General features: G+C 67.3%; 24 protein-coding genes. 15 read left to right on the forward strand and 9 right to left on the reverse strand.

The genetic code is table 11. The features are described from left to right. Positions 1 to 23: 23 nt before the first annotated feature. The 5 genes from rodA to AC1Q6E_RS01495 all read right to left on the reverse strand — a co-directional run bounded on the left by rodA (position 24) and on the right by AC1Q6E_RS01495 (position 5879). Entirely contained in the window at positions 24 to 1142 is a 1119-nt protein-coding gene (gene rodA, locus AC1Q6E_RS01475; protein ID WP_152794527.1) for a rod shape-determining protein RodA, read from the reverse strand. A gap of 40 nt (positions 1143 to 1182) precedes the next feature. Continuing rightward, on the reverse strand, positions 1183 to 3084 hold the full coding sequence (mrdA, locus tag AC1Q6E_RS01480) for a penicillin-binding protein 2 (RefSeq protein WP_152792891.1): 1902 nt from the start codon (positions 3082 to 3084) through the stop codon (positions 1183 to 1185). A 64-nt stretch (positions 3085 to 3148) separates the two neighbouring features. Next, entirely contained in the window at positions 3149 to 3691 is a 543-nt protein-coding gene (gene mreD / locus AC1Q6E_RS01485) for a rod shape-determining protein MreD (protein ID WP_296558039.1), read from the reverse strand. Positions 3692 to 3791: 100 nt separating this feature from the next. After that, positions 3792 to 4724 carry a rod shape-determining protein MreC gene (mreC, locus tag AC1Q6E_RS01490; protein WP_152792892.1) on the reverse strand — a complete coding sequence of 311 codons (933 nt, stop codon included), beginning with the start codon at positions 4722 to 4724 and terminating at the stop codon, positions 3792 to 3794. 111 nt (positions 4725 to 4835) lie between these two features. Then, positions 4836 to 5879 (reverse strand): rod shape-determining protein, encoded by a 1044-nt coding sequence (locus AC1Q6E_RS01495; RefSeq protein WP_087778192.1) that lies wholly within the window; start codon positions 5877 to 5879, stop codon positions 4836 to 4838. Between the two features lie 213 nt (positions 5880 to 6092). On the opposite strand from AC1Q6E_RS01495, the gene gatC reads away from it, so the two are divergent. The 7 genes from gatC (at position 6093) to AC1Q6E_RS01530 (ending at position 12536) form a co-directional block, all read left to right on the forward strand. Then, positions 6093 to 6401, forward strand: a complete 309-nt coding sequence (gene gatC, locus AC1Q6E_RS01500) for an Asp-tRNA(Asn)/Glu-tRNA(Gln) amidotransferase subunit GatC (RefSeq protein WP_152792893.1) — start codon at positions 6093 to 6095, stop codon at positions 6399 to 6401. Positions 6402 to 6405: 4 nt separating this feature from the next. After that, positions 6406 to 7935: an Asp-tRNA(Asn)/Glu-tRNA(Gln) amidotransferase subunit GatA gene (gene gatA / locus AC1Q6E_RS01505; RefSeq protein ID WP_492572076.1), complete on the forward strand. Its 1530-nt coding sequence runs from the start codon at positions 6406 to 6408 to the stop codon at positions 7933 to 7935. A gap of 21 nt (positions 7936 to 7956) precedes the next feature. Further along, positions 7957 to 9411 (forward strand): Asp-tRNA(Asn)/Glu-tRNA(Gln) amidotransferase subunit GatB, encoded by a 1455-nt coding sequence (gene gatB, locus AC1Q6E_RS01510; RefSeq protein WP_152792895.1) that lies wholly within the window; start codon positions 7957 to 7959, stop codon positions 9409 to 9411. Between the two features lie 9 nt (positions 9412 to 9420). Continuing rightward, positions 9421 to 10023 carry a histidine phosphatase family protein gene (locus tag AC1Q6E_RS01515; protein ID WP_152792896.1) on the forward strand — a complete coding sequence of 201 codons (603 nt, stop codon included), beginning with the start codon at positions 9421 to 9423 and terminating at the stop codon, positions 10021 to 10023. Positions 10024 to 10132: 109 nt separating this feature from the next. Next, positions 10133 to 10486 (forward strand): RidA family protein, encoded by a 354-nt coding sequence (locus AC1Q6E_RS01520; protein WP_152792897.1) that lies wholly within the window; start codon positions 10133 to 10135, stop codon positions 10484 to 10486. A gap of 32 nt (positions 10487 to 10518) precedes the next feature. Beyond that, positions 10519 to 11481, forward strand: a complete 963-nt coding sequence (locus tag AC1Q6E_RS01525) for a tripartite tricarboxylate transporter substrate-binding protein (protein ID WP_492572077.1) — start codon at positions 10519 to 10521, stop codon at positions 11479 to 11481. Positions 11482 to 11624: 143 nt separating this feature from the next. Then, the gene (locus AC1Q6E_RS01530; protein WP_492572078.1) at positions 11625 to 12536 is read left to right on the forward strand and encodes a fumarylacetoacetate hydrolase family protein; all 912 of its coding nucleotides are present in this window, start codon (positions 11625 to 11627) and stop codon (positions 12534 to 12536) included. Here the strand turns inward: AC1Q6E_RS01530 and AC1Q6E_RS01535 are convergent. Then, on the reverse strand, positions 12475 to 13554 hold the full coding sequence (locus AC1Q6E_RS01535) for a LysR substrate-binding domain-containing protein (protein ID WP_296558028.1): 1080 nt from the start codon (positions 13552 to 13554) through the stop codon (positions 12475 to 12477). The two genes, AC1Q6E_RS01530 and AC1Q6E_RS01535, sit on opposite strands and share 62 nt — an antisense overlap. Further along, positions 13551 to 14261 (reverse strand): IclR family transcriptional regulator, encoded by a 711-nt coding sequence (locus AC1Q6E_RS01540; RefSeq protein ID WP_296558026.1) that lies wholly within the window; start codon positions 14259 to 14261, stop codon positions 13551 to 13553. The genes AC1Q6E_RS01535 and AC1Q6E_RS01540 overlap by 4 nt, the downstream gene beginning before the upstream one ends. A gap of 112 nt (positions 14262 to 14373) precedes the next feature. On the opposite strand from AC1Q6E_RS01540, the gene AC1Q6E_RS01545 reads away from it, so the two are divergent. The 8 genes from AC1Q6E_RS01545 (at position 14374) to AC1Q6E_RS01580 (ending at position 22690) form a co-directional block, all read left to right on the forward strand. Next, positions 14374 to 15006, forward strand: coding sequence for an RraA family protein (locus tag AC1Q6E_RS01545; protein WP_152792902.1), 633 nt, complete (start codon positions 14374 to 14376; stop codon positions 15004 to 15006). 47 nt (positions 15007 to 15053) lie between these two features. After that, complete coding sequence (locus AC1Q6E_RS01550) at positions 15054 to 16022, forward strand: Bug family tripartite tricarboxylate transporter substrate binding protein (RefSeq protein WP_492572079.1); 969 nt, start codon at positions 15054 to 15056, stop codon at positions 16020 to 16022. Between the two features lie 180 nt (positions 16023 to 16202). Next, positions 16203 to 18254, forward strand: a complete 2052-nt coding sequence (locus tag AC1Q6E_RS01555; RefSeq protein WP_492572080.1) for a TonB-dependent receptor plug domain-containing protein — start codon at positions 16203 to 16205, stop codon at positions 18252 to 18254. 24 nt (positions 18255 to 18278) lie between these two features. Then, positions 18279 to 19592, forward strand: coding sequence for an HmuY family protein (locus tag AC1Q6E_RS01560; protein WP_152792904.1), 1314 nt, complete (start codon positions 18279 to 18281; stop codon positions 19590 to 19592). Positions 19593 to 19733: 141 nt separating this feature from the next. Continuing rightward, on the forward strand, positions 19734 to 20474 hold the full coding sequence (locus tag AC1Q6E_RS01565) for a transporter substrate-binding domain-containing protein (protein WP_087838816.1): 741 nt from the start codon (positions 19734 to 19736) through the stop codon (positions 20472 to 20474). Positions 20475 to 20630: 156 nt separating this feature from the next. Beyond that, the gene (locus AC1Q6E_RS01570) at positions 20631 to 21284 is read left to right on the forward strand and encodes an amino acid ABC transporter permease (protein ID WP_492572081.1); all 654 of its coding nucleotides are present in this window, start codon (positions 20631 to 20633) and stop codon (positions 21282 to 21284) included. Positions 21285 to 21292: 8 nt separating this feature from the next. Further along, entirely contained in the window at positions 21293 to 22012 is a 720-nt protein-coding gene (locus tag AC1Q6E_RS01575; protein WP_152792906.1) for an amino acid ABC transporter ATP-binding protein, read from the forward strand. Then, a complete protein-coding gene (locus tag AC1Q6E_RS01580; RefSeq protein WP_152792907.1) occupies positions 22013 to 22690 on the forward strand; it encodes an amino acid ABC transporter permease in 678 nt (225 codons plus the stop codon). A 2-nt stretch (positions 22691 to 22692) separates the two neighbouring features. On the opposite strand, the gene pyrE is transcribed toward AC1Q6E_RS01580, so the two are convergent. Together pyrE and AC1Q6E_RS01590 are read right to left on the reverse strand one after the other, a co-directional pair. Beyond that, entirely contained in the window at positions 22693 to 23364 is a 672-nt protein-coding gene (pyrE, locus tag AC1Q6E_RS01585; RefSeq protein ID WP_124692172.1) for an orotate phosphoribosyltransferase, read from the reverse strand. A 190-nt stretch (positions 23365 to 23554) separates the two neighbouring features. Next, the gene (locus tag AC1Q6E_RS01590) at positions 23555 to 24526 is read right to left on the reverse strand and encodes a LysR family transcriptional regulator (RefSeq protein WP_152792908.1); all 972 of its coding nucleotides are present in this window, start codon (positions 24524 to 24526) and stop codon (positions 23555 to 23557) included. Positions 24527 to 24595: the final 69 nt, after the last annotated feature.

Genomic DNA, 24595 nt, shown 5'->3' on the forward strand with positions numbered 1-24595 from the left:
GGGCCTATCTCCGGGACGGCGCACTAGCTCTGCACCAGCGCCCGGTGGCGCTGTATCCCCATCAGGATGCCCGCCGCGCATCCCAGCGTCAGCAACGCCGTGCCCCCATAGCTCATGAAGGGCAGCGGCACCCCCACTACCGGCAGGATGCCGCTGACCATGCCCATGTTCACGAAGGCATAGACGAAGAACACCATGGTCAGCGCCCCCGCCAGCAGGCGCGAGAAGACCGTGGGGGCGTTCGCCGCGATGGTCAGCCCCCGGGCCAGCAACAGCAGGTACAGGAACAGCAGCAGCAGGTTGCCGACAAACCCGAACTCCTCGGCGAAGACCGCGAAGATGAAGTCGGTGGTGCGTTCGGGAATGAAATCGAGATGGGTCTGCGTGCCCTGCATGTAGCCCTTGCCCAGCATCCCGCCCGAACCGACCGCGATGGCCGACTGGATCGTGTGGAAACCCTTGCCCAGAGGATCGGAGGCGGGGTTCAGGAGGGTGCAGACGCGGTGCTTCTGGTAGTCGTGCAGCACGACCCAGTCCAGCCCGTCCGTGCACAGGGTGTCTTCCAGCGAAACCAGGGTGCCCAGGGCGATCACGCTTACCAGCGTGATGGGGACCAGCAGACGGAACGACAGGCCGGCGAAGAACAGCACGAAGAACCCCGCGCCGAACACCAGCAGCGCGGTTCCCAGGTCGGGCTGCAGCACGATCAGCGAGAACGGCGTCAGCATCAGCACCGCGGCCACGATGAAGTCGCGGATCCGCAGGGTGCCCTGGTGCTTGTGGAAGTACCAGGCCAGCATCATCGGCACCGCGATCTTCATCACCTCGGACGGCTGGATGCGGGTGAAGCCCAGGTTCAGCCAGCGCGTGGCGCCCTTGCTGGTTTCGCCGGCGAACTCCACGCCGAACAACAGGACCAGTCCGACCAGATAGACCGGCAGGGCCAGCCGCATCAGCGTCTGCGGCGACAGTTGCGCCAGCAGCCACATCGCCAGCAGCGCGATGCCGTAGTTGCGCAACTGGTCGGCGAAGCGGCCGTCGAAGCCGCCTCCGGCCGAGTACATGGACATCAGCCCGATGCCGGCCAGGGCCATCAGGATCAGCAGCATGGGAGCGTCGAACACCGCGACGGTGCGCAGCATGACGGCGCGCCAGGTCAGCCGGTTGAACAGGCCCGGTCCATCAATCACCGGAAGCCTCCACAGGTTGGGGTGGCGTGTCGGGCACGGGCCCGCCCGGGCGCTTGCCCAGCAGCCAGAAATCGAATACCTGCCGCGCGACGGGAGCCGCCACCGTGGCGCCCCAGCCGGCGTTCTCGACGATCAGGGCCACCGCGATACGCGGATGGTCCAGCGGCGCGAAGGCCATGAACAGGGCGTGGTCGCGCAGCCGCTCGTCGATGCGGCTGGCGTTGTAGCGTTCTCCCGAGCGCAGGCTGTAGACCTGCGCCGTGCCGGTCTTGCCCGCCGCGACGTAGGGCGCGCCGGCGAAGGCCCGCGCCGCCGTGCCGCTGCGCGTGACCGAGGCCATGGCCTGCTTGATCATCTTGATGTTCTCGGGCTTGAGCGGAATGCGGTAGCTCTCGTGCGGGACGGTCAGGGTCTGCTCGCCGGTGGCGCTGTCCTGCAATGACTTGACCAGGTGGGGCTTCATGTAGACGCCGTCGTTGGCCAGCACCGAGGTGGCCTGCGCCAGTTGCAGCAGCGTGAACGCGTTGTAGCCCTGGCCCACGCCGATGGAAATGGTCTCGCCCGCGTACCAGCGCTGCTGCTCCGGCTTGGAATAGGCCCGCCGCTTCCAGGCGGTGGACGGCAGGATGCCGGTCTTCTCCCCGCCCAGGTCGATACCGGTGATCTGGCCGAAACCGAAGGGTTTCATGAAGTCGTGGATGGCGTCCACGCCCAGGTCGGCGGCCAGCGAATAGAAGTAGGTATCGGACGAGACTTCCAGCGCGCGGCGCATGTCTATCGTGCCGTAGGCCCGCTCCCCGGAGTTGCGGTAGCGCCGGTCGCCGAACTCGAAATAGCCGGGGTCGTACATGGTGCCGGTGAAGGTCCGCTTGCCGAGTTCGAGCCCGGCCAGCGCCATGAAGGGCTTGTAGGTGGAGCCGATGGGATAGGTGCCGTACAGCGGCCGGTTGATCAGCGGACGATCGGGCGATTCGTTCAGCGCCTTCCAGTTGTCCACGTCGATGCCATCGACGAACAGGTTGGGATCGAACGACGGGCGGGAGACAAAGGCCAGGATGTCGCCCGTGGCGGGCTCGATCGCCACCAGCGCGCCGCGCCGGTTGCCGAATGCCGTCTCGGCGATCTTCTGCAGCTCGACGTCGATGGACAGGACCAGGTTCTTGCCCGAGACCGGGGGCGTGCGCGACAGGGTGCGCACCGCGCGGCCCGAGGCGGTCACCTCGACCTCCTCCACGCCGGTCTTCCCGTGCAAGACCGCCTCGTAGGACTTCTCCAGGCCTTCCTTGCCAATGTAGTCGGTACCCCGGTAGTTGGAAATAGTGCCATCTTCCTCCAACCTGTTGATATCGCGCTGCGAAATCCGCCCTATATAACCGATCACATGCGCCGCGGTCTCGCTCTGCGGATAGTTGCGCAGCAGCCGCGCGCGGATCTCCACGCCCGGAAACCGATAGGCCTGGGCAGCGAAGCGGGCGACTTCCTCATCGGTCAGCCGGCTGCGTATGGGCAGGCTCTCGAAGCGCCGCGACTCACCCAGCAACTGGCGGAAGCGCCGGCGGTCGCGGGCGTCGATGTTCACCACCCCGCCCAGCTGATCGATGGTCTCGTCCAGCTTGCCCGCCTTGGACGGCGTGATTTCCAGGGTATAGGCCGAATAGTTGCGGGCCAGCAGCGCGCCATTGCGGTCCACGACGATGCCCCGATGGGGCGTGATCGGCACGACCGAGATGCGGTTCTGCTCGGCCCGGGCGGCATAGGCGTCGTGGTTGGCGACCTGCAGGTACCAGAACCGGGACCCGAGCAGACCGAAACAGGCGAGAACGAGCCCCACCGCCACCAGCAGGCGCAGGCGGAAATGCTGGAGTTCGCGCTCGGTATTCTTGAGTTCGGTCATGTGCTGCGGAAACCCGGCCCTCGTGGGGCCGGACGGTGTTACAGGGTGCCGGGGCTTGCCAAGCCTAGATGGGCCGGGTGTCGTCGGGATCCACCGGCCTGCGCTGGGGTGCCTGCAGGATCCAGCCCGCCAGCGGCCACAGCAGGGCCGAGATCACGCTGTTCAGCGCCCACCACCAACCAGGCCAGGTGCCGTCGAGCCAACCGCGGATAGAGAATACCGTGAGTTCGGAGACGAAAAAAACCGGCAGCACGTGCAAGGCCTGCAGCCAGGGCGAGAACCACGACAGCCGCCGGTGCATCAGCAGGGCCAGATAGACCATCAGGGTGTAGGACAGCGCGTGCTCGCCCAGCCGGGCCGATCCGTGCACGTCCATCAGGATGCCGAAGACGAAGGCGGTCAGCATGCCTACTCGCCTGGGCTCGTGGACGCTCCAGAATACCAGGCAGATCGCCAGCACGTCGGGGATACCGCCCACCTGGCCCCAGGGCAGCAGGTTGAGCAGCCAGGCCAGGAACAGCGTGAGCCAGATGAACCGGGGCTCGACGGGCAGGAGCAGGTGTTCGGCCGGCACCCGGGAACGTGGCAGCGTGGAGGGCGCTTTCAACGCAAGCCCCCCCCTGCGCGCTGACGCGCGCCCCCCAGGGGGCGGCACCGGTGGACCGGCCAGGCCGGATCCACGGTGCCCTGGATGAGGAGATCTGCTTTCATCGGCTGGTGGCGCGTGGCTTTATGGATGACGGGGGCGACTTCTTGGACGGCTCGCTTTTGGAGGGTTCGTCCCCGGTCGCGCCGAGAAGTTCCTGCGGCGTCGGGGTCTGCAGCACCAGGAAGTGCCGATAGCGGTCGACGCCGGCCACCGGCTTGCACAGGATGCGCGCGAAGCCGGAACTCGCATCGCGCTCGACGGATTCGACCGTGGCCACGGGCAGGCCTTCGGGATAGATGCCGTCCAGCCCGCTGGTGACCAGGGTGTCTCCCACCTGGATATCGGCGTCGGACGCCATGAACCTGAGGCCCAGCCGGCCCGGGATCTCGCCCCCGGAGGTGATGCCGCGCAAACCGTTGCGCAACACCTGGATGGGAATGGACTGCACACGATCGGTCAGCAGCGCGACCTCGGAGGTCATGGGAGAAGTGCGCACGACCTGCCCCACCACGCCGCCATCGTCGATGACCGGCATGCCGGCGCTGATCCCGTAGTGGCTCCCTTTGTCGATGATGAGGCGGCGCGAGAAAGCATCGCGCGACTCGTACAGCACCTGCACCAGGACCGCGGGGGCCGGGACGCGCTCGCCGGCGCCCAGCAGCCGGCGCAGCTGGGCGTTCTCGGAAGCCAATTGCGCGGCCTGGGCGGTGGACTGGGCCATCTCGATGCGCTGGCGGCGCATCAGCTCGATTTCCTGCTGGACGCTGCTGTTGACCTCGAAGAAATCGGCCACGTAGCGCACACCGTCGCGCGGCAGCAGCATGACGCGCTGGAACGGATACAGCACGACGCTGACCGCTTCGCGCAAGGCGTCGAGCGCGCGCATGCGGGTGTCGACCACCAGCATGACCAGCGACAGGAAAACGAAGAACGCCAGCCGGACCAAGGCCGGCGGCCCCTGCTTGAAAAACGACGGTGGACTGTATTGCATGGAAGTGTGTCCAGCGTCCGGCGATGCCGGGACAGGTCCCGAGGAAAAAACACCGGGGCGAACCGCTTGTCAGCCGCTTCGCCCCGTCGCGATGACAACCACGAGGAAAGATTACTCGTTCGTGAAGATGGCGCCCAGTTTGTCCATGCGCTCGAGCGCCTGGCCGCAGCCGCGCACCACGCAGGTCAGCGGGTCTTCGGCCACGATGACGGGCAGGCCGGTTTCTTCCTGCAACAGGCGGTCGAGGTCGCGCAGCAGCGCGCCGCCGCCGGTCAGCATGATGCCCTTCTCGGTGATGTCGGCGCCGAGTTCGGGCGGGGTCTGCTCCAGCGCGATCTTCACGGCCGAAACGATCTGGTTCAGCGGATCGGTCAGCGCCTCCAGGATTTCATTGGAAGAAACGGTGAAGCTGCGGGGAATGCCTTCGGACAGGTTGCGGCCCTTGACTTCCATTTCCTTGACCTCGGAGCCGGGGAACGCCGATCCGATGGCCTTCTTGATGAGTTCGGCCGTGGGTTCGCCGATCAGCATGCCGTAGTTGCGGCGGATGTAGTTGACGATGGCCTCGTCGAACTTGTCGCCGCCGACACGCACCGAACCCTTGTAGACCATGCCGCCCAGCGAGATCACCGCGACCTCGGTGGTGCCGCCGCCGATGTCCACCACCATCGAGCCGCTGGCGTCGGAAACCGACAGGCCGGCGCCGATGGCCGCGGCCATGGGTTCCTCGATCAGGAACACCTGGCTGGCGCCCGCGCCCAGCGCGGACTCCCGGATCGCCCGGCGCTCGACCTGCGTGGAACCGCAGGGAACGCAGATGATGATGCGGGGGCTGGGGGCGAACAGGCCCTTGGGGTGGACCATGCGGATGAACTGCTTGAGCATCTGCTCGGTCACGGTGAAGTCGGCGATCACGCCGTCCTTCATGGGACGGATGGCTTCGATGTTGCCGGGCACGCGGCCCAGCATCTGCTTGGCTTCCTTGCCCACCGCCTGGATCGTTTTCTTGCCGCTGGGCCCGCCTTCCTGGCGGATGGCCACCACCGAGGGTTCGTTCAGCACGATGCCCTTGCTGCGGACGTAGATCAGCGTGTTGGCGGTGCCAAGGTCGATCGCCAGATCATTGGAAAAATAACTGCGCAGGAAACTGAACATCGGGAATCTTTTATGAAGAACGGATGCGGGGTGGGCGGGTCCGGTAAACGTGAAATGATAACTTATAATCCTGCTTCAATACCCTGAAACTGCATCAAAGTTCTGCATTATTCCCGATTCTGCGGCCTTCGAAGCAGTGCTACGACCCACCCGGCCCCGAAGCGCGCCAGAGCCCCGTCCGACGCCGTTTCGCCGCCTTTCCATCACACTGCCATGGCGCTTACCGAAACCGACGTCTCGCGCATCGCGCGGCTGGCCCGTCTCGAACTTGCGGGAGATACCCAGGCCCGCGTCCTGAAGGACCTGAACGGCATCTTCGGCCTGATCGAGCAACTGCAGGCGGTCGATACCCAGGGCGTGGAACCGCTCACCCATCCCATCTCGGCCATCGAGGACGTCGCCCTGCGCCTGCGCGAGGACGCCGCCACCGAGCCGGCCACGCCCGCGGCGCGCGACGCCCTGCTGGCCAATGCCCCGGCCCTCCAGGACGGCCTGTTCCTGGTGCCCAAGGTCATCGAGTAAGTCCATGACACAACCCCTGCACACCGAATTCGCCGGCATCGCCGAACTGCGCAAGGCCCTGGAAGAGCGCCGGGTCTCGGCCGCCGAGCTGGCGCAAAGCGCGCTCGACGCCATCGCCGCCCGCCACGAGCTCAATGCCTTCCTGCACGTGGACCCCGACCTGACGCTGGCCCAGGCCCGCGCCGCCGACGCCGCGCTGGCGAGCGGCCAGGCCGGCCCGCTGGCCGGCATCCCCATCGCCCACAAGGACGTCTTCGTCACCCGCGGCTGGCGCACCACCGCGGCCAGCGCCATGCTGAAGGACTACGTCAGCCCCTTCGACGCCACCGTGGTCGAACGGCTGGCGGCGGCGGGCGCGGTCACCCTGGGCAAGCTCAACTGCGACGAGTTCGCGATGGGCTCGTCCAACGAGAACTCGGCCTACGGCCCCGTCCTGAACCCCTGGGACACCGCGGCCGTGCCCGGCGGCTCGTCCGGCGGCTCGGCCGCCGCGGTCGCCGCGGGCCTGGCCGTGGGCGCCACCGCCACCGACACCGGCGGCTCGATCCGGCAGCCGGCATCGCTATGCGGCGTCAGCGGCATCAAGCCCACCTACGGCACCGTATCCCGCTACGGCATGATCGCCTACGGCTCCAGCCTGGACCAGGGCGGCCCCATCGCCCGCCATGCGCGCGACCTGCTCGAACTCCTGGATCCCATCACCGGCTTCGACCAGCGCGACTCCACCAGCCTGGAGCGCTGCGGCGCCGAGGCCAACGCCCCCGGCCGCGTGCGCGCGGCGTTCGACGCATTCGCCGCCAAGGCCCGGGGCGACAAGCCGCTGGCCGGCCTGCGCATCGGCATTCCGCGCGAATTCTTCGGCGCCGGCCTGGCCGACGACGTGCGCATGGCCATCGAGACCGCCTTGCAGCAGTTCGAGGCACTGGGCGCGCAGCGGGTGGACATCTCCCTGCCGCGCACGGAACTGTCCATCCCGGCCTACTACGTCATCGCTCCGGCCGAGGCGTCGAGCAATCTCTCCCGCTACGACGGCGTACGCTACGGCCACCGCGCGGCCGAATACCGCGACCTGGCCGACATGACCAGCCGCTCGCGCGCCGAAGGCTTCGGCCTGGAAGTGCAGCGCCGCATCCTGACCGGCACCTACGTGCTGTCGCACGGCTACTACGACGCCTACTACCTCCAGGCGCAGAAGGTCCGCCGGCTGGTGGCGGACGATTTCCAGAAGGCACTGCGGGACCAGTGCGACGTGATCGTCGGCCCCGTGTCTCCCTCCGTGGCCTGGAACCTGGGCGAAAAGGCCGACGACCCGGTGGCCATGTACCTGGCCGACATCTACACGCTCAGCCTGAACCTGGCGGGCCTGCCCGGGGTCTCCATCCCCTGCGGCTTCGGCCTGGGCCCGGTGCATGGCCAGCGCCCGGTCGGCCTGCAGATCATCGGCAATTATTTCGACGAAGGCCGGTTGCTGGCCATCGCCGATGTTTTCCAACGAACCACGGATTGGCACACTCGCCGCCCCGGCAGCCTGTGACCTCCGCAGCGGAATGAACGTATGAACTGGGAAGTCGTCATCGGTCTGGAAACGCACGTGCAACTGTCCACGGCGTCCAAGATCTTCTCGGGCAGCAGCACCCGCTTCGGGGCCCCGGCCAACATGCAGGCCAACGCCGTGGACCTCGCGCTGCCGGGCACGCTGCCGGTCATGAACCGGGGCGCGGTCGAGCGCGCCATCAAGCTGGGCCTGGCGCTGGGCTCGCACATCGCCCCGCGCTCCGTCTTCGCCCGCAAGAACTACTTCTATCCCGACCTGCCCAAGAACTACCAGATCAGCCAGTACGAGATCCCGGTGGTGCAGGGCGGCTCGCTCACCTTCTTCGTGGGCGAGCGGGAAATGACCATCAACCTGACCCGGGCCCACCTGGAAGAGGACGCGGGCAAGTCGCTGCACGACGACTTCGCCGGCCCCCATGGCGAAAAGTCCACCGGCATCGACCTGAACCGCGCCGGCACCCCGCTGCTGGAAGTCGTATCCGAGCCCGAGATGCGCTCGGCCGAGGAAGCCGTGGCCTACGCCAAGGCGCTGCACGCGCTGGTGGTCTGGCTGGGCATCTGCGACGGCAACATGCAGGAAGGCTCGTTCCGCATCGACGCCAACGTGTCCGTGCGGCCGGTCGGCCAGAAGGAGTTCGGCACCCGCACCGAGACCAAGAACGTCAACTCGTTCCGCTTCCTCGAGCGCGCCATCCAGTACGAAGTGCGGCGCCAGATCGAACTGATCGAGGACGGCGGCAAGGTGGTGCAGGAAACCCGGCTGTACGACCCCGACCGCGACGAGACCCGCAGCATGCGGTCCAAGGAAGACGCGCACGACTACCGCTACTTCCCGGATCCCGACCTGCCGCCGCTGGTCATCGCGCCGGACTGGATAGACCGCGTGCGCGCCGACATGCCCGAGCTGCCCGGCGCCAAGCGCGCCCGCTTCGAGGCCGACTACGGCCTGCCCGCCTACGACGCCGCCCAGCTCACCGGCAGCCGCGACACCGCCGACTTCTTCGAGGCCACCGCCAAGGCCCTGCCCGCCGGCCAGGCCAAGCTGGCCGCCAACTGGATCATGGGCGAGCTGGCCGCCGCGCTGAACCGCGACGAGAAGGACATCGCGCAAAGCCCCGTCTCCAGCGCCCAGTTGGGCAAGCTGCTGGCGCGCATCGCCGACGGCACGGTTTCGAACAAGATCGCCCGCGACGTATTCGCCGCCATCTGGCAGGGCGAACAAGGAGGCGACGCCGATGCCATCATCGAGTCCCGCGGACTGAAGCAGATCAGCGACACCGGCGCCATCGGCCAGATGATCGACGACGTGCTGGCCGCCAATCCCGCCATCGTGGCCGAATACCGCGCCGGCAAGGACAAGGCCTTCAACTCGCTGGTCGGCCAGGTGATGAAGGCCGCCAAGGGCAAGGCCAATCCGCAGCAGGTCAACGAGCTGCTGAAACAGAAGCTCGCCTAGCGGCCGGCCATGGCACAGGGCGAACGCTGGCTGATCCGCCACGGGCAAAGCACGGCCAATGCCGGGGCGCCCACCTCCGAGGTGGGCGCCAGCCCGCTGACGGCGCTGGGCCGCGAACAGGCGCAGCGCGCCGCCCGCCAGGTCGACCGCGGCCCCGACCTGCTGATCGTCTCCCCCTTCCTGCGCGCGCAGGAAACCGCCGCGCCCATCCTCGAACGATGGCCCGGCACGCCGATGCAGGTCTGGCCCATCCAGGAGTTCACCTACCTGTCGGCCATCAAGTGCGCGGGCCTGACCGTGCACGAACGCCGGCCGCTGGCCGATGCCTATTGGCAGCGGGCCGATCCCGGCTATCGCGACGGCGACGACGCCGAATCGTTCGCCGGGTTCGCGGACCGGCTGCGCGCCTTCGACGAGCGCTTGCGCGCCCTGCGCGGCTTCATCGTCGCCGTGGGGCACGGCCAGTTCTTCCACGCCTACCAGCTCGCGCTCGCGCGGGGACTGGAGACCACGCCGCAATGGATGCGGCGCTTCCGCGAGACCGACCTGGCATCGCCCATCGGGAACGGGCAGATCGTGCGCATCGAGGCGACGGCCCACGCGCTGCGTTGACGCGGCGCCACGGGCGATTCTTCCCGGTTCTCGGGAGATAAGTTTCTTTCATTACGGCGGCGGCGCGCATCGCGCCCACAATGTGCCGGCACACATCAAGGAGCCGCGCATGACCATCGAACGCCTGAACGAAAACGCCCACATGAGCAAGATCGTGATCCACGACAACCTCGTCTACATGTCGGGGCAGGTCGCGGACGATCCGTCGCAGGACTTCGACGGCCAGTTGCGCCAGATCCTGGCCAAGCTCGACGCCCAGCTAGAGGGCATAGGCCTGGACCGCAAGCACATCCTGAGCGCCATGGTCTGGATCGACGACTACAAGAAGTGGCCCAAGCTCAACGAGATCTGGGACCAGTGGGTGATCGCGGGCCACAAGCCGGTGCGTTCCTGCGTGGAGGCCAGGCTGGCCTTTCCCGAATACGAGGTCGAGATCGCCGTGACCGCGGCGCGCAAGCTGTAGTCCAACGCCCCTCCGGGCACACGAGGCGCATCATGATCCCGACCCTTATCCGGCGAGCCTCGCTCGCCTTGCTGTTCGTGGCGGTGGCTCCGACCGTTCTGGCCCAGGAGCCCCTGAAGCTGGTGGTGGGCCTGCCCGCGGGCGGCAACTTCGACATCATCGCGCGCCTGCTGGCGGACAAGCTGCGCATCTCGCTGAACCAGCCGGCCATCGTCGAGAACCGGCCGGGCGCGCAGGCCCGGCTGGCCATCCAGCACGTGAAGGCGGCCGCGCCGGACGGCAACACGCTGGTGGTGGCGCCGGGCGCGACCATCTACCTGTATCCGCACGTGTTCAAGCAACTGGGCTACGACCCGTTCACCGATCTCGCGCCGGTGGCCAAGCTGCCGACCTGGGAACTGGGGCTGGCGGTGCCGGCCTCGTCCCCGGCCCGCAGCCTCCAGGATTTCCTGGCCTGGGCCAAGGCCCATCCGGCGGCGGCCTTCTACGGCACGCCGTCGGCGGGCAGCATCCAGCATTTCCTGGGCGTCTCGCTGTCGCAGACGACCGGCATCCGGATGGAGCACGTCGGCTACAAGGGCGCCGCCGAGGTCATCACCGCGCTGGTCGGCGCGCAGATCCCGGCAGCGATCCTGAACATAGGCGAGATGCTGAACCTGCAGCAGGCCGGCAAGGTCCGCATCCTGGCCACCTTCGGTTCGCAGCGGGCGGCGGAGCTGCCGGACGTGCCCACGGCGGCGGAACTGGGCCTGCGCATGGGTCCGGCCCAGGGCTGGGGCGGCATCTATGCGCCGGCGCGCACGCCGGATGCCCGCATCGCCCAGCTCAACGCGGCCATCGTCCGCGCCTTGAAGGAGCCCGACGTGCGCGCGAAGCTGGCCCAGATGGGCATGACGCCGGTGGACAGCACGCCCCGGCAATTGGACGAGCAAGGCCGCCGTGAACTCGAACAATGGCGCCAAGCCGTGCAAGCCTCGGGCTTCAGTGCAGATTAGAGGTCCCCCCCCTACGCGCTTCGCGCGCCCCCCGGGGGGCGATGCGGGTGGACCGGCGGAGCCGGATCCACCGCATCCTGGGTCGAGTGGCGTCTGTTACATGCGACGGATCGCTCATGGATAGATGGAACGAGGAAACAACGATGTTCTCTTTGACTACCCGTTCGGTGCGTGGCGTGCCGACCGGTTGTTTGCAGACCGCCCGGGGCTGCTATCCGATCGCGGCATCGGCCCGGGCGCTGGGGCTGGACGCGATGCCGGACGCCCTGATCGACCTGTTCCGCGACTGGGCCGCCCACCAGTCCGGGCTGGCGCGCATCGCCGCCGCCGAAGGCGAGCTGCGCGCGCTGGCCGTGCCGGCCGACGCCCCCGAGCTGGCGCCGCTGCAATATCCCGGCAAGGTCCTGTGCGCCGGCGCCAACTACTACGACCACCTGGCCGAGATGAAGGTACCCGACGGGCACGACAAATCCGCGCAGCGGCTGTTCTTTTTTTTCAAGCCCGCGCGGCAGGCGGTGGTGGGACCTGGCGCCACCGTGCGCATTCCGCGCGGCTGCCAGTCCTTCGACTGGGAGATCGAACTGGCGCTGGTGATCGGCCGCGAGGCGCGCGCGATCGCGGCCACGGACTGGCGCGAGCACGTCGCGGCCTATTGCGTGGCGATCGACTTTTCCGCCCGCGACCTGAACCGCGCGCCCGAGACCTTCTACAAGTTCGACTGGGTCGCGGGCAAGGCGCACGACACCAGTTGTCCGCTCGGCCCGCTGGTGCCGGCAGCCTTCGTTCCCGACCCGCACGACCTGGCCATGCGCCTGGACGTCAACGGCGACGTCCGGCAGGACGCGCGCACCTCGGGCATGATCTTCGACATCGGCGAACAACTGGCGACGCTGTCCCGCATCATGACGCTGGAGCCCGGCGACGTGGTGCTGACCGGCACCCCCGCCGGCGTAGGCGCCGCGCGCCGCAGCTTTCTTGCCGCGGGCGACGTGGTCAGCGCGCGGATCGAGTCCCTCGGCGGCCTGCGGGTGGAGATCCAGCCGCCGCTGGACTGACGGGGCGCGGGCGGGCGCCCGCTTCCCGGGCCCGCGCCTCCAGCCCCGCGATCTCGTGCACCACGTCCAGGAAATGGCCGACCGCCGGCGAGACCGGACGATGGGCATGGGTGATGACGCCCACGGGCGGGATGGTCAGCGGCAGGTCAAAGGGCAGGATGGCGAACAGCCCCTGGTCGCGGTAGTACGCGGCCACGCGTCCCGGCACCACGGCCAGCATGTCGGACTTCTGGATCACCGCCTGGCTGAGCAGCAGCGACGCGGTCTCCACGCGCGGCCGGGGCACCGCCACGCCGGCTTTCACGAACATCTGCTCGAACTGGGGCCGCATCGGCGCGAATTCGGTGGGCAGTATCCATTGCGACGCGGCCAGCTCGGACAGGTCCAGCCGACGCCGGCGCGCCCAGGGATGGCCGCTGCGCACGACCACGCAGACGGGCTCGTCATACAGCAGCTCGCTTTGGAAGGCCGGATCCTGGGTGGCCGCCGTCAGGCGGCCCAGCACCACGTCCAGTTCCTGCCGCGCCAGCGCCGGCAGCAGCACCTCGTTGCTGCCTTCGGTGGCCAACACCACCACGTCCGGCCAGCGGGCATGCAGCCGGTCCAGCGCCGTGCCCAGCAGCACCGACACCGCCGCCGGGAACACGCCTACCCGCACGCGCCCGTGCGCGCCCTCGCGTATCAACTGGACCTCGGTCAGGGAATCGCCCACGCTGCGCAGGATGCTGCGGGCCCATCGTATGGCCGCTTCGCCGCCCGGCGTAGGCCGCAGCCCGCTGGAAGAGCGCATGAACAACTGCGTACCGTAGATGTCCTCGGCATCGCGCAGCAGCTTGCTGGCGGCGGGCTGGGTCATGCTGAGCCGCGCCGCGGCCTTGTGGATGCTGCCGGTATTGTCCAGCACGTCGAGCAGTTCCAGGTGCCGCAGCCGTAGCCGGCCCCGCACGCGGTTGTCCAGCCGGATGTCCATGTCCTTGCTCCCCTGGTCTCCCGTCCGCGGCGCGGCAGGCCCGTTCATGCCTTGTCCCCATACACGGTGTCGCACCAGGACGCCGACGCGCCCAGCGCCGCCGACAACGCGCGGCCATGCGCCATCAGGCGGCCGCGGTGGCCGGCACCGCCCGGCTCTACCCGCTGCGCCAGGCCGGACAGCGTCAGCGCTCCCGAGAATGCATCCTGGTCGCCGAACACCGGCACCGACCAGGACGTGACGAACTGATGGTAAAGACCGCTCGAATGCGTGGGCAGGTCCTCGGGCAGCGCGATCCGCCGGTCTCCCACGACCCAGACCTGGAAGATCTGGCCGGTGGCGCTGTCGTCGAAGGGCAGCAGGCTGCCCGCCGTGAGCTGGTCGTGCAGGCCCTCGTGCGGCTGGATGCGGAACAGGCACAAGCGCTGGCCTTCGCTGGGCACATAGTAGGACGCGGTTTCCCCGCTCAGCCGCGACAGCTCGCGCAACTGCGGCACGACAACATCGGCCAGCCGGAAACTGCGCTCGCACACCCGGCCCAGGTACAAGACCCGCGGGCCCAGCGAATAGCGGCCGTCGGCGTGGCGCACCACATAGCGCGTGCGCACCAGCGAGTTCAGCAGGCGATAGATGGTGGTCTTGTGCAGCGGCAGGCGCGCGGCGAAATCAGCCAGGCTGAGACGATCGGCGTCCAGCCGGAAACAGTCCAGGACGGCCATGGCCCGCTCCACGGCGATCACGCCTTCGTTGCTCATGCGGCTTTCCTCGCGCGCCCATGGTTGTTGTATAGAGTACAACGAAATTGTATGGATTAAAGTCCCCTTCGAACGGCCGCGCCCGTGCCGCCGTCCCCTTCCAGGAGCTCGCATGACATCCGCCCTCGAACATCCCGACTGGCTGGCTTCCTCGCTGCTGGCCGACGTCGGCGCCTACGCGCTGGCCGCGCGCATCAAGCCGCTGGACCCCGCCTGGCGGCTCTGGGGGCCGGCCCTGCCGATATCCGTTCCCCCGGGCGACAACCTCGCCATCCATCACGCGCTGACCCTCGGCCGGGCCGGCGAAGTACTGGTGATCGATGCCCAGGCCTATCGGGAGCGCGCCGTCATGGGCGGCATCATGACCACCCAGGCCAAGGCCGCCGGCCTGGCCGGCGCGGTCATCGACGGCGCGATCCGCGACAGCCTGGAGCTGGTCGGACTCGGCCTGCCCGTGTTCGCGGCGGGCGCGCATCCGGCCGGCCCATCGAAAAAGGGCGACGGCAGCGTGCTGCATCCCATCGTCTGCGCCGGCGCCCCGGTGCGCGCGGGCGACTGGATCCATGGCGACTGCGACGGCGTCGTGGTCGTGCCGCGGGAACGCAAGGACGAACTGCTGGGCGCCGCCCATGCGAAATACCTGCGCGAGCAGGAGCGCATGGCCGCCATCGCCCGTGGCGATCTCAAGCCGGCCTGGCTGGATGCGGAACTGGCCCGCGCCGCCCTTGCCGTGGGCACCCGCTAGCGCGCGTGCCGCGCCTTCGCCGATAACCAACGAACCGGAGACGACTCATGTATCGACGCCCCCTCCTGGCCGACGCCCTCGCGGGCGTGGCCCTGTGCGCCGCGCCCAGCGCCGGCGCGCAATCCTATCCCGCCAAATCCCTGCGCTTCGTCGTGCCGTTCGCCGCGGGCGGCCCGGCCGACGTGGTGGCGCGCGAAGTCGCCACCAAACTCGGCCAGCAACTGGGCCAGACCATCGTGGTGGAAAACATGGGCGGCGGCCACGGCGTCCCGGCCATGAACGCCGTCGGCCGCGCGGCCCCCGACGGCTACACCCTGCTGATGGCGGCTTCGGGCAACGTCACCATCCAGCCCCTGACCATGCGCACCAGCGCCGAGGCGATGAAACGCCTCATGCCGGTCGGCATGGTGTCCAGCAGTCCCCACGTGCTGGTCTCGACGACGAAAATTCCCGTCAGCAACGTGCAGGAACTGATCGACTACGCCCGCCAGCATCCCGGCAAGGTGAACTTCGGCTCGGCCGGCACCGGGGGCGTGGCGCACCTGGGCATGGAACTCTTCAAGGCGCTGAGCCGTACCGAGATCGAGCACATTCCCTACAAGGGCACCTCGCAGGTGATGGTGGACCTGGCCTCGGGCGAGGTCCAGGCCCTGTTCAGCAGCATGCCCTCGCTGAAGGCGCTGATCGACAAGGGCTCGATCCGGGCGCTGGGCTTGACGGCTCCCAGCAAGGCGTCGGACACCGCCAGCCTGCCGCTGATCTCGGCCACGCTGCCCGGCATGGAATACACCACCTGGTATGGCCTGTACGCGCCGGCGGGCACGCCGCAGCCGGTGATCGACAAGCTCAACGCCGAACTGCGCAAGACGCTGACCGACCCCGCGCTGGTGGCCCGCATGCGGGAACAGAGCGTGGACCTGATCGCCAGCACCCCCGCCGAACTGGACGCCCGCACGAAGCAGGACACCGGGAAATGGGGCCGGCTGATCAAGGAAGAAAACCTGAAGATCGACTGACCGCCGCGCCTGGCGGCAGCATCTCGCCCCGGGACCGGCCAGCCGGTTCCGGGGTTTTTTCATATCTTCTCAATAATTGAAATACGAACGATATTGAGAATTAATCTTGATTAAAATCCGTATTTGCTCAAGAATCCTGGGTTCGTTCGTTTCTGCGCCCTCGCCGGCCCGGTTGGTCCCATGCCCAGTCCGTCCTCCTTTCGCCCCACGCCGTCCCGCCTGCGCCTGGCGGTCTATGCCGCGCTGAGCGCCCCTCTTGCCACGGCCGCCGTCGCCATGGCGCAGGAGGCCCATACCCTGGCCCCCGTCGTCGTCACCGGCACCCGCACCGAAAAAACGGTGGACGACACCCCCATCCGCACCGAAGTCGTCACCCGCGAGGAAATCGAACGCACCCACGCCCGCACCCTGACCCAGGCCCTGGAGAACATCCCCGGCCTGCAATTGCGGGAAATCCACGGCAAATCGGGCTATGAGCTGTCCCTGCAGGGCCTGAGCAGCGACCAGGTGCTGGTGCTGATCGACGGCCTGCCGATCTCGGCCAGTACCGGCTCCACGGTGGACCTGAGCCAGTACCTGCTGACCGACGTCGACCGCATCGAGGTGGTCAAGGGCGCCACCTCGGCGCAATACGGCAGCTCCGCCATGGGCGGCGTCATCAACGTCATTACCCGGCCCGCGCAGCCCGGCCTGTCGGGCACGGCCACCCTCGACGCCGGCAGCTATGGCGGCCAGAACAGCAAGGGCGGCTCATGGCGGCCGGCCAACCGCCACGGCCAGTTCTCCATCCAGGGCGGCAACGAACAACTGCGCGGCCGCATCGCGGCCGACGTGCTGGACGACGACGGCTTCGGCATCAACCCCGACGCGTGGAGCCGCCAGGGCGACAAGATCCGCCGCCAGCAGTATTCGGCGCGCGTGGATTGGCTGCCCGGTGCCCGCCAGCGCTACTTCGTGGACGGCAGCATCTACCGCGAAGACGACACCCAGCGCTACACCACCTTCGTGCCGCCCAACCTGCTGCCCCAACGCAAGACCGAGACCATCGAGCGCAAACGCATCACCGGCGGCGGCCAGTGGGAGCTCGACAACGGCACCAGGCTGCAATTGAAGGGCGTGGGAGAACGCTACGACAGCACCTCCCAGGCCTACTCCAACGAATTCCCGACCACGCGCCGCAACGCCAGGCAGGAAATGGGGCACCTGACCGCGCAGGTGGACCTGCCCGCCTGGCGCAACCAGTTGTGGCAGTTCGGCGCCGACTACCACTACGAAGACCTGAAACAGGACAACAACGGCGTCTCCGAGTTCGTGCGCGGCGGCGCGGTCGACCGCTCCAGCAAGGAAGTCTTCGCCCAGAACGACATCATTTTCAATGACACCTGGGAACTGCTGCTGGGCGCCCGCTACCAGGACGACTCCGACTTCGGCGGCCACTTCGCGCCCAAGGCCAGCCTGCGCGGCAAGCTGCTCAACACCCGGGACTGGAGCGGCGTGCTGCGGGCAAGCTTCGGCCAGGGCTACCGCGTACCCAACCTGAAGGAGCGCTACTACCTGTTCGACCACAGCGCCCTGGGCTACATGGTGCTGGGCAATCCCGACCTGAAGCCCGAGGCGTCCAACAGCTTCCAGCTGGGCGGCACCTTCACCTTCCGCCAGGACGTCACCTTCGAGGTCAATGCCTTCATGAACCGGGTGAAGGACCTGATCCAGACGGACATGAGCAACACCGCCATCATCAATGGTGTCACGGCCTACACCTACCGCAACATCGCACGTGCCCGCACCCAGGGCATCGAGACCGGCCTGCGCTGGCAGGCCACGCCCGCCCTGGCGCTGAACGTCGGCTACACCTTCACCGACGCCAAGAACCTCGACACCGGCGGCGAGCTGACCCGGCGGCCGCGCCACATCGGCCGCGTCGGCGCCGACTGGCGCGCCCTGCCCGACACCACGGTATCCGTGCGCACCCGCATCCAGAGCAGCGAACTGATCTCGTCCGACGACGTCGCGCAGTCCAACGGCGGCTCCGGCGGCGGCGGCCGCTCGCCGGGCTGGACCACGCTGGACCTGATGGTGAACCAGAAGATCGGCCGCCAGCTCACGGTGTTCGCCGGCATCAACAACCTGTTCGATCGCCAGCGCGACTTCTCCAACCCAACCGATTTCGGCCCGCTGCGCGGCCGCTTCGTGTACGTCGGGGCGCGCTACGCCTTCGGCTCGGCTCAATAGTCTTTTCCTAGGGGGGAACCCAACATGAAATCCAGATCCTTGTTCACGCTCGGCGCCTTGTGCGCTGCCCTTGTCCTTGCCGGTTGCGGCGGCGGTGGCGATGGCGGCGGCGGCAGCGGGGGAGGCGACGGCGGAGGAGGCGGCACGACCCCTACCCCCACCAATCGGTTCACGCAAAGCGGTGAATGGAAATTCACGCTGCCCGCGGCCGGCGCTTCGATCTGCTACGACTTCGATACCAAGGCGGTCGTCGCCAGTTGCTCCGGCAACACCTGGGACCTGAAGCTGACCAGCAGCGGCCTGACCGGCACGTTGTGGACCAATAGCGGAACCAGCGGAACCGGATCGGGCGGCGCCTTCGGCGGACCGTTCGAACATACCTGGACCGAACTGAAGACCTACCTGAATGCCACGACGGATCCCACCAGCGGCGCGGCGCTCCCCGCCACCGTCTACGCCGCCGACGCCGCGGCCAGCGTGTTCACCGGCACCAACGACATCCGCGCCGCCGCGTTCGAATATGGGGTAACGGGCAGCTCCACCGACCACAGCCTCTACCCCAACTTCCGCGTATTCCTGATCACGGCCAACAGCGCCGCGGTCGTCGGCGCGACCACCACGCCGGTCACCACCGGCGACGGCGTGTTCGCCCTGCAGGTCACCGGCTACTACGGCGGACCGGGCGGCACGACCTCCGGCCATATCTCGTTCCGCTGGGTCACCCGGACGACCGCTCCCGTCATCCAGACCGCCACGGTCGATGCCACCAGCGGCTGGGTCTACTACGACCTGGTCAACAAGCGCACCGTGGACCAGAGCGGAACGTGGCACATCGCCTTCAACCGCTACAACGTCAAGCTGAACGGCGGATCCTCGGGCACCGGCACCGTCGCCGGTTTCCTCGGCAAGACCCCGGCCGGCTTCTACGACGCCACCGGCAAGCCGATTGCCGCCAAGTTCACCAGCACGACCAGCTCGTCGGACACCGAAGCCGAACTGACCGCCGCGGACCTGGCCGCGCCGGCCCGGACCTCCGCATGGGTCAAGGACAGCAACTCCTCGGCGCTGAACCCCGCCGTGCAGGGTTCCTACCCCAACCCGCTGAGCTACGGCTGGTACACCTACTACCCCACCGCGGCCGCCGCCAAGAACGCCGGGCTGCCCGAAGTCGCCCACATCATCAACGCCAACCCGGCCAACGGCACCCTGATCCGCAACGGCGAAGGCAGCAGCTACACACGCCTGCACCTGAGCGGCATCACCTACGCCGATCCCCAGGACGCCAACAGCGCCCAGACGTGGACCTTCGCCTACGATCTCCAGCCAACCGCCGACTAACACGTTTTGGAGCGGTTGTACCTTCACCGCTGCCCTTCGGGGCAGCGGTTTTTTTTCGTCGCGGAAGCAGACAACCCTCTGCTAATATTTCGCGCAGCATTCCGCCGTCTCCGCCACCCCCCACCCACTGGAGAGTTCCCCATGCGCAAGCTCATCGGTCTGTTGAGCCTCGTCCTGCTATTGGCTGCGTGTTCCGAAAAAAGCGGCGACAAGGAAATCAAGGTGGCGGTATCGCCTGCCTCCCCGCCCAACCTGTTCGAGGAGAACGGCACCACCAAGGGCCTGGATCTCGATATCTTCGAAAGCTACTGCAAGGCCCGGGGCTGCAAGCTCAAGATCACGGCCTACGACTGGCAGGGCATGCTGGGCGCGGTGGTCAGCAAGCAGGCCGACGTGGCGTTCTCCGGCATCTCCATCACCAAGCAGCGCGAAGAGGTCATGGATTTCTCCAAGCCCTACATGGAGAACACCTGGAACCTGGTCAGCCTGAAGAGCCGCAACATCAAGTTCGACGACCTGGCCGAGATGAAGAAGTACAGCGTCGGCTATCCGCGCGGCATGGCCTACAGCGATTTCATCAAGAACGACCTGACGCCCAAGGGGGTCTACACGCTCGACAAGGTCAAGATGTACCCGTCCTATAACGAGGTGCTGTCCGACCTGCAGAACGGCAACCTCGACCTCGCCTTCCTGGACGGCACCGTGGCTTCGGTCTACCGCAAGAAGCTGCCCATCCAGGACAGCTATGTGTTCACCGGCTTCGACCGCTTCGGCTTCGCCTTCCCCAAGGGCTCCAAGCTGCGCGAGGACTTCGACAACTACATGGCGAACGAACTCAAGCCCGAAGGCGTGCAGGCCATCATCAACAAATGGATGCAATAGTCCCCGGGGGAAGCCCACCCCCTACGCGCTTCGCGCGCCCCCTCAAGGGGGCGATGCGGGTGGACCGGCGGAGCCGGATCCACCGCATCCTGGGTCTGGTTCCGCTATCTGGGGTTGTGGCAGTGGTGCTTCCTGCCATAGGCATGGTCTAGCGCAATGGATCTGGCGCGGATATTCGGGCTGCTGGGGACGGGGATTGGATATACGGTCCTGGTCACGCTGGCTTGCAGCGCCACGGGGGTGATCGTCGGGCTGGCGATCGCGATCCTGGGGCGGCTGGGGTGGCGGCCGGTGGATGGGGTGCTTGGGGTATTCACCTACGTCTTCCGCGGCATTCCGGTGCTGGTGCTGCTCTTCATCGTGTTCTTCGGGCTGCCCACCATCGGCGTCGGCGTGCCGCCGCTGGTCTCGATGATGCTGAGCCTGGGACTGATCACCGGCGCCTATCTGGGCGAGGTGTTCCGCGGCGCGCTGGATTCGGTCGAGGCGAGCGAGGTGCTGGCGGCCGAGGCGATGGGCATGAGCCGGGTGCAGATCTTCGCCTACATCGAGCTGCCGCAGATGCTGCGGTTCTCGGTGCCGGGCATGGTCAACGAATTCACCACCGTACTGAAGTACTCGCCCTTCGGCTATACGGTAGGCATCCCTGAAGTCATGAAACAGGCCATGGCGCTGTCCGCCGCCACGCTGCGCGGCGTGGAAATCTATTTCGCGGTGGGCCTGGTGTACTTCGCGATCTACAAGATACTGGTGACGGCTATCTGGGCGCTGGAGAAGCGCTGCCGCGTGCCGGGCCTGACGGAGCATTGAGAACGGCCATGGCACTACTGACAGTCCGCGATCTGAAGATGGCCTATGACGGCAGGACGGTGCTCAACGGCATCGACCTCGACCTGGAGGAAGGCGAACTCAAAGTGGTGATGGGCCCCTCGGGCTGCGGCAAGTCGACCTTGCTGCGCTGCCTGAACCGGCTGGTCACCCCCACCTCCGGGCAGATCATCTTCCGGGGCGAGGACGTCATGCGGCCGGATACCGACGTGCGGGCCCTGCGCCAGCGCATCGGCTTCGTGTTCCAGAACTTCGCCCTGTACCGCCACCTGAGCGCGCTGGAAAACGTGACGCTGGGCCTGCGCAAGCTGCGCGGCATGGCGACCGCCGCGGCCAACGAACGGGCCATGCACGAGCTGGGCCGCATGAACCTGGCCGAACACGCGCAGAAGTATCCGGCACAGCTCTCGGGAGGACAGAAGCAGCGGGTGGCCATCGCGCGGGCGCTGGCGATGGACCCGGCGGTGCTGTTCTTCGACGAACCCACCTCGGCGCTGGATCCGGTCATGTCGCGCGAGATCATCAACGTCATCAACCAGTTGCGCCGGGACAAGGTGTCGATGCTGTGCGTCACCCATGACCTGACGCTGGCGCGCGCGGTCCAGGGGCGCGTGCTGTTCCTCGACCAGGGCGAGATCCTGGCCGAGGGCGAGGCATCCGAACTCTTCGGCGACCACGTCGATCCGCGCATCCGCGCGTTCTTCAGCTGAATGGACGGCCTGCTTACCTTCCTCGGGCAAGTGGCGGAGTTCGGACCGCAGATCCTGCTCGGCCTGGAACACACGCTGCTGCTGGCCGGCGTCATCACGGTGACCGGCCTGCTGGGCGGCATCCTGGTGTTCTACCTGACGCTGAGTCCCAGCCGCCTGTGCCGCCGCCTGACCGAAGGCTATATCTCGTTCTTCATCGGCACGCCGCTGATCGCCCTGCTCTTCCTGATGTACTACGGCCTGCCGCAATGGGGGCTGCGCCCGTCGCCGCTGACGGTCGCGATCATCGGCTTCACGATGAACGTGGCGGCCTACAACGCGCGCTATCTCGCCACCGCGTATCGCGGGCTGGACCGGGACGAGCTGGAAGCGGCGCGAGCTCAGGGGTTCTCGGGGCCGCAGATCTTCCGGTTGATCACCTTGCCGCAGGTGCTGCGGCTGTCGATTCCCGCGCTGTCGAACCAGGTGATCCTGAACCTGAAGGACAGCTCGGTGGCCTTCCTGATCCAGTACACCGAGTTCTTCGCCCAGATCCAGGACATGGCGATCCGCAACTTCCAGTTCTTCAAGGCCTATGTGCTGGCCGGACTGGTCTACCTGGCGCTGGTGTCGGTGATCGTGCTGGCCGCGCGCCAGTTGGAGCGGCGGCTGATCCTGCCCGGGACGCGGCGCTCCTAGGCTCAGATCACCCCGTAGCGCGCCCGATATGCCAGCACCGCTTCGCGGTGCTGTTCGAACTCACCGCCCCCGCCACCCTGCTGGATCATGTCGAGGATGTCGTCCAGCGAGGCGATGCTGACCACCGGGCAGCCGTTGGTGTGCACCACGTCCTGCACCGCCGAGTGCTCGGACAGGGCATCGTCGGGACCGACCCGCTCCATGCGGTCCAGCGCGATCAGCACCGCGGCCGGCTTGGCCTTGGCGGCCTGGATGAGCCGGACCGACTCGCGCACCGAAGTGCCGGCCGAGATCACGTCGTCGATGATGACCACGCGGCCCTCCAGCGGCGCGCCGACGAGCGAGCCGCCTTCGCCGTGGTCCTTGGCTTCCTTCCGGTTGAACGCGAAGGGCACGTCGCGGCCGCGGGCGGCCAGCGCGACCGCGGTGGCGGTGACCAAGGGGATGCCCTTGTAGGCCGGGCCGTAGAGCATGTCGAATTCGACGTCCGAGGCCAGCAGCGCCTGGGCGTAGAACTCGGCCAGCCGTCCCACGGCCGCGCCGCTGTTGAACAATCCGGCGTTGAAGAAGTAGGGACTCAACCGGCCCGCCTTGGTCGTGAACGCGCCGAATCGCAGCACGCCCAGCTCGGTGGCGAAGCGGACGAAATCGGTACGGAAACGGCTCTCGTCGATCGAGGGCTCGGTGTCGGCGGGGCGGGGGGCGGTAGCGGTCTGGGGCACGGCGGTCACGGTACGAAGTCACAACGGCACGAGGGAAGGCCTTCCCCCGGCGGCGCGATGGGCCAGCGTGATTGTAAAACGGCTCGGCCCCCCCGGGCCAACCGCGGGAAAAATCTCTTCGATCCGGCCCGATGCACCTGCCTCAGGCACCCCTGCGGGAAGGCCGTCGGACGGCGCCATTGGCGGTGGCGCCATCCTCCCGGTCGGCCGCCTGGAAATGCCAACGCTCGTCCCGCGCCAGGCTCGAGACCATTCTCGTCAGGTTCGACGAAATGCGTTTCACCGAAACGTTATGCCGCCGGCCAATCTGGGTGCAGACGAACCAATCGATGAACAAACCGTCGATGGGCGCGGCTTCGAACCGATCCATGTTATCGAGTTCGTACAGGGCCGACCAAGGCACGATCGTGTAACCGAAGCCGCCCGCTACCAGCGACAGACTCAGCGACATGCTCTCGGCATCGGCTGCCCGCCGCAATCGTTGTCCATTGATCTTCAAATAGGTATCCACGGCCAAACGCATATGGTTGGGCCGGCCGGGCAGGATAAGCGGGCAGGCCCCTACCTTTTCCGCCGTGGCGGGCGTCCCTGCCGGCAAGCCCGCGCCGGCGGGACCCACCAGGGCCAATTGTTCCCTGGCGAAGAATTGGTGTTCGACCTGCAGCGTCTGGGCGCTGAGCGCGTCCAGGATCGCGACGTCGATCAGGCCTTGCTCCATCCATTCGTGCAACTGATGCACGAATCCTTCGTAGGCGCGCAGGGTCACCTTGGGTTGATCCCGCAATTGCTGCGCGACGAATGGCGCCGTGACCCGCTTGTGCATCGAAAAGGGAAAACCGACCGAAACCTGCGTTCGCTGCTGTTTGCCGACTTCATCGCGCAGCAAGCTTGATTGCCTGAGCAGCGGCCGGGCACCGTTGAAAAGCGTCCTGCCCGCATCGGTCAGCCGCACCCCTCTTACCCCACGGATGAGCAATGGCGTTCCCAGGTCATGTTCCAGCCTGGCCATTTTGCGGGCCAGCGCGGGCTGCGTGGTTTCCATTTCCGTCGCGGCCCGGTTGATGCTTCCGAGTTCGGCGACCTTCAGGAAACTTTCTACCAGGTCGAGATCCATTGCTTTCCGGATATAGATCGGTACGGAATTTCAGCTTAACACTTTCCGTTGAACAGCAGAACGTTCTTG

The sequence above is a fragment of the Pigmentiphaga sp. MLSB6-MA01 genome (assembly GCF_058793475.1).

Bases quoted from the DNA above. Each gene is read 5' to 3' on its own strand.
- rodA (WP_152794527.1), bottom strand. From the start codon at position 1,142: ATGCTGCGCACCGTCGCGGTGTTCGACGCTCCCATGCTGCTGATCCTG.
- mrdA (WP_152792891.1), bottom strand. From the start codon at position 3,084: ATGACCGAACTCAAGAATACCGAGCGCGAACTCCAGCATTTCCGCCTG.
- mreC (WP_152792892.1), bottom strand. From the start codon at position 4,724: ATGCAATACAGTCCACCGTCGTTTTTCAAGCAGGGGCCGCCGGCCTTG.
- AC1Q6E_RS01495 (WP_087778192.1), bottom strand. From the start codon at position 5,879: ATGTTCAGTTTCCTGCGCAGTTATTTTTCCAATGATCTGGCGATCGAC.
- gatC (WP_152792893.1), top strand. From the start codon at position 6,093: ATGGCGCTTACCGAAACCGACGTCTCGCGCATCGCGCGGCTGGCCCGT.
- gatA (WP_492572076.1), top strand. From the start codon at position 6,406: ATGACACAACCCCTGCACACCGAATTCGCCGGCATCGCCGAACTGCGC.
- gatB (WP_152792895.1), top strand. From the start codon at position 7,957: ATGAACTGGGAAGTCGTCATCGGTCTGGAAACGCACGTGCAACTGTCC.
- AC1Q6E_RS01515 (WP_152792896.1), top strand. From the start codon at position 9,421: ATGGCACAGGGCGAACGCTGGCTGATCCGCCACGGGCAAAGCACGGCC.
- AC1Q6E_RS01520 (WP_152792897.1), top strand. From the start codon at position 10,133: ATGACCATCGAACGCCTGAACGAAAACGCCCACATGAGCAAGATCGTG.
- AC1Q6E_RS01525 (WP_492572077.1), top strand. From the start codon at position 10,519: ATGATCCCGACCCTTATCCGGCGAGCCTCGCTCGCCTTGCTGTTCGTG.
- AC1Q6E_RS01530 (WP_492572078.1), top strand. From the start codon at position 11,625: ATGTTCTCTTTGACTACCCGTTCGGTGCGTGGCGTGCCGACCGGTTGT.
- AC1Q6E_RS01535 (WP_296558028.1), bottom strand. From the start codon at position 13,554: ATGAACGGGCCTGCCGCGCCGCGGACGGGAGACCAGGGGAGCAAGGAC.
- AC1Q6E_RS01540 (WP_296558026.1), bottom strand. From the start codon at position 14,261: ATGAGCAACGAAGGCGTGATCGCCGTGGAGCGGGCCATGGCCGTCCTG.
- AC1Q6E_RS01545 (WP_152792902.1), top strand. From the start codon at position 14,374: ATGACATCCGCCCTCGAACATCCCGACTGGCTGGCTTCCTCGCTGCTG.
- AC1Q6E_RS01550 (WP_492572079.1), top strand. From the start codon at position 15,054: ATGTATCGACGCCCCCTCCTGGCCGACGCCCTCGCGGGCGTGGCCCTG.
- AC1Q6E_RS01555 (WP_492572080.1), top strand. From the start codon at position 16,203: ATGCCCAGTCCGTCCTCCTTTCGCCCCACGCCGTCCCGCCTGCGCCTG.
- AC1Q6E_RS01560 (WP_152792904.1), top strand. From the start codon at position 18,279: ATGAAATCCAGATCCTTGTTCACGCTCGGCGCCTTGTGCGCTGCCCTT.
- AC1Q6E_RS01565 (WP_087838816.1), top strand. From the start codon at position 19,734: ATGCGCAAGCTCATCGGTCTGTTGAGCCTCGTCCTGCTATTGGCTGCG.
- AC1Q6E_RS01570 (WP_492572081.1), top strand. From the start codon at position 20,631: ATGGATCTGGCGCGGATATTCGGGCTGCTGGGGACGGGGATTGGATAT.
- AC1Q6E_RS01575 (WP_152792906.1), top strand. From the start codon at position 21,293: ATGGCACTACTGACAGTCCGCGATCTGAAGATGGCCTATGACGGCAGG.
- AC1Q6E_RS01580 (WP_152792907.1), top strand. From the start codon at position 22,013: ATGGACGGCCTGCTTACCTTCCTCGGGCAAGTGGCGGAGTTCGGACCG.
- AC1Q6E_RS01590 (WP_152792908.1), bottom strand. From the start codon at position 24,526: ATGGATCTCGACCTGGTAGAAAGTTTCCTGAAGGTCGCCGAACTCGGA.